Consider the following 3,731-nt stretch of genomic DNA (forward strand, 5'->3'; position numbering starts at 1 on the left):
ACTCACAATGTGATTACACGGCAACTAACGTGAATGAAGTGATTTATGCTAACATCATTACCAATGCTACGGCATACCGCTTTACCATTACCAATACGAGTTTGAGCTACAGCTATACTTTCGACAGCAATTTGCGTTCGTTTGTATTGAATAGTGTTCCAGGATTGGTAGGAAGTGCTACGTATACGGTTCAAGTAGCGGTTCAAATAGGAGGTGTGTTTGGTCCTAACGGCAAATCATGTACGCTTACTACACCAGCGGCGTTGAATGCTAAAGTGATTGAAACTGCACCAACACTGCAATCAAGCACAATAACATTTGAAGCCATGGCAGTACCTAATCCATTTGCCAACGACTTCAAGTTGAATGTAAAAACTACTAGCGAAACACCACTGCAAGTGAAAGTTTACGACATGCTAGGACAATTAGTAGAGAGCAAAACGATTGCTACTACCGATATTGAAACGTTAGCAGTAGGAGCGAGCTATCCATCGGGTGTGTACAATGTGATTGTATCGCAAGATGAGGTGACTAAAACCCTACGCGTGATTAAGCGATAGGCTTTTTACACGACTTACAAAACCAGAAACCCTTCTCATTGATTTGAGAAGGGTTTTTGGTTTCTTCAATCTGAATTGCCCTCTAGAAGTAATCAAGTGTTATTTTTTATTTGCATTCAATTTACAGTATGATGTAGGGTTGTATCAATGACTTTCAATTCAGCGCCATTAATAATTAGGTTTTTTCATGTTAAATTCAATTAATTGCGTATAGTAAAATATCGATAAAATACAGTAAAAAGAGTTGAATTACACTTTAAATGTTAAAATGGTGACTTTAACGATTAATTAGGCTAATTAGCATACAAATTCTTGAGTTGAATTTATAAGAGTTAATTTTATAAAAAATTTATAAATATGTTAATTTATAGAAATAGTCATTATTAAACTATTAAAAAATTATGACATATGTAATTATTAATTGTTTTTAGCGCATAAAAATTAAATCCTTTATTAAATCTATATGAATATGAAAAAAAAGTACGAAATTTTGAGTAGAAATACTATTCTTTCTCCCGATGATCCAACCAAAAATGTCTTTATAATGAAAGACAAACAGATGGGTTTGTTGGATTTTTTGAACCATAAAGTATCTCTTTTGATGTTCTTTATTTTTGCGATTAGCAATACTAGTTATGCACAGAACTATACTTTTGCTCAATCTTCAGGTACTTATACAACGGTCCCAAGTCCTACTACAGTGCATGCTTCGGGCTGGGATGAAGCGGTTGTTGCTGCGACTATCCCCTTTAATTTTACATACAACGGAAGTGTTTATACTACCTGTAATGTGGCAACCAATGGTTTTATTACTCTTGGAACTACTGCACCTGCAGGAAATTATTATACGCCAATTTCAGGCTCAACGGGTTATGATTTGGCGGTATCAGCATTTGGTAGGGATTTAATTAGTAACGCTTCTACTATTGTTAAAGGGGTTTCTGGGTCCAGTCCGAATAGGATTTTCATCATTCAATGGAACAATGCACAACGTTACAATGGAGGTGCTGTTGCAGGTGATGTATTAAATTTCCAGATTCGTCTTTACGAAACAAGTAACAAAATTGAAATCATGTACGGTTCTTGTAGTGCCACTTCAACGGCTAATAGCAGTAAAGGAGAAGTGGGTTTAAGAGGAACTTCTAATGCTACATTTAATAATCGTTCAGGAGCAAATAATACCGCATGGGCTTCAACTTCTGCTGGAACTACAAATGCAGATACCGTTAATTACAAATCAACGGTGTTACCAGCTTCAGGCTTAACATTTACATGGACGCCAATTCCGTCTCCAGCAAACGACAACTGTTCTGGTGCTACGGGACTCACTGTAGGTGCTGCCGCCGTGACAGGCAATGTCTCGGGCGCTACACAGTCACTTGCTGCCACCTGTGCAGGTACCGCTAATGATGATATTTGGTATTCGTTTACAACATCTACCGCAGGAACATATGCCATAACTTTAGTGGGTTCAAGTTCTTTTGATGCTGTTTTAGATTTGCGTTCTGGAGCTTGTAATGGAACCAATATTGCATGTGCCGATAATACTTCAGGAGGAGGTACTGAAACCATAACCGCTACAGGTTTGGCTGCAAGTACTACTTATTATATTAGAGCCTATGATTATTACTCGACAATACCAGCGACTACTACATTTACTATCGCGGTTGCTTTTATTCCACCACCAACTATTACAAGTTTTGCCTCATCAGGATGTGCCGGATCTTCTTTAGTAATTACAGGTACTAATTTATCAGGAGCTTCATCGGTAACCATTGGAGGAACAACAGCAGCCATAACCGCTAATACTGCAACCTCAGTAACGGTTACAGTAGGATCTGGTACTACAGGAAATATTGTGATTACTGCTACAAACGGTACGGTGACTAGTGCAACTCCTTTTACAGTGAATCCACTACCTACTACCACATGGTCTTCGGCAACTTCACCAGTTTGTTTTTCGGCTTCAGCTCAAACAACACCATTAGCCTATACGGCTACAACCAATTCGCCTTCAACTTATAGTATAACTTGGAACGCTTCTCCAACCAATAGTTTTGTTGCAGTTACTAATGCAAGTTTTGCTGGCACTTCTTCGGGAGGAACCATCACTATTTCGGTTCCTGCCAATACCAATCCGGGTAGTTATATAGGAACAATTTCAGTTAAAAATGCAAATGGTTGTCAGAGTAGTGCGGTACAAACTTTTACAGTTATTGTAAATTCAGCTCCGCCAACAACAACTGGTGTGACTATATGTCAAGGTGGATCAGGTTCTTTGACTTCTTCCACTGCTTGTTCAGGCTATGTGAATTCAGGTACCACATTATCAGGAACTTGGGTTGCTACTCCAACTGCCTTGCGTCCAACGACATCCATATCAAATTCTACTACATGCAGTTTTGATGCTGCTATTACTAGAAATTATATCGCTACCAATTTTCAGGTTTCTGTAACTGGAAGTTATACTTTTGAAATGAATGACAACACCGCATTTGATGGAATGGGTTATATCACTACAGGTAGTTTTGTACCAGGTAATTGTAGTGGTGGTGGAACATGGGTAGTAGGTGATGACGATGGCGGAACGGCAGGAAATGAACCTTTACTATCAACTACACTTACTGCTGGAGTAACCTATACTTTAATTTCTACTACTTATGCAACTTCATCTGGAACTTATTTAGGTTCATTTGGATGGACAATAACGCCACCTTCAGGAGGACAAATTATGTTGTTTTCTTCGGGTGTAATCAACTGGTATACGGTGGCTTCAGGTGGTTCGCCTATTGGAACAGGAAGTTCTTTTAATCCAGTTGGAGTAGTTGGGTCAGGACTTGCTAACACTAACACAGCAGGAACTACAACGTATTATGCTGCATGTTCAACAAATACCTTATGTAGAACCGCAACTACTTTTACAATCAATACTAATGTGACTTATTATAGAGATGCAGATAATGATGGATTTGGTAATCCTGCTGTTTCTCAAGTTTCTTGTACAGGAACACCCATTGGATATGTTACCAACAATTCCGATTGTAACGATGCACAATTACAGTATTTAGATGCTGATAACGATGGATTTGGTTCCACTACTTTAGTAGCTTGTGGTGTTTCAAATAATACCGATACTAATGATGCTTTATTAACCTATATCGATAGTGATGG

Annotated in this window: 2 protein-coding genes; both read left to right on the forward strand. The window is 38.4% G+C overall.

Going from position 1 to position 3,731, the window contains the following annotated elements:
* Window positions 1-560, forward strand: a 560-nt coding sequence (locus ACODSI_RS14895) for a T9SS type A sorting domain-containing protein (protein ID WP_488917648.1), incomplete at its 5' end; no start/stop codon positions are given.
* A 469-nt stretch (window positions 561-1,029) separates the two neighbouring features.
* Window positions 1,030-3,731, forward strand: a 2,702-nt coding sequence (locus tag ACODSI_RS14900) for a beta strand repeat-containing protein (RefSeq protein ID WP_488917649.1), incomplete at its 3' end; no start/stop codon positions are given.

It is taken from the genome of Flavobacterium sp. FG139, assembly GCF_057809695.1.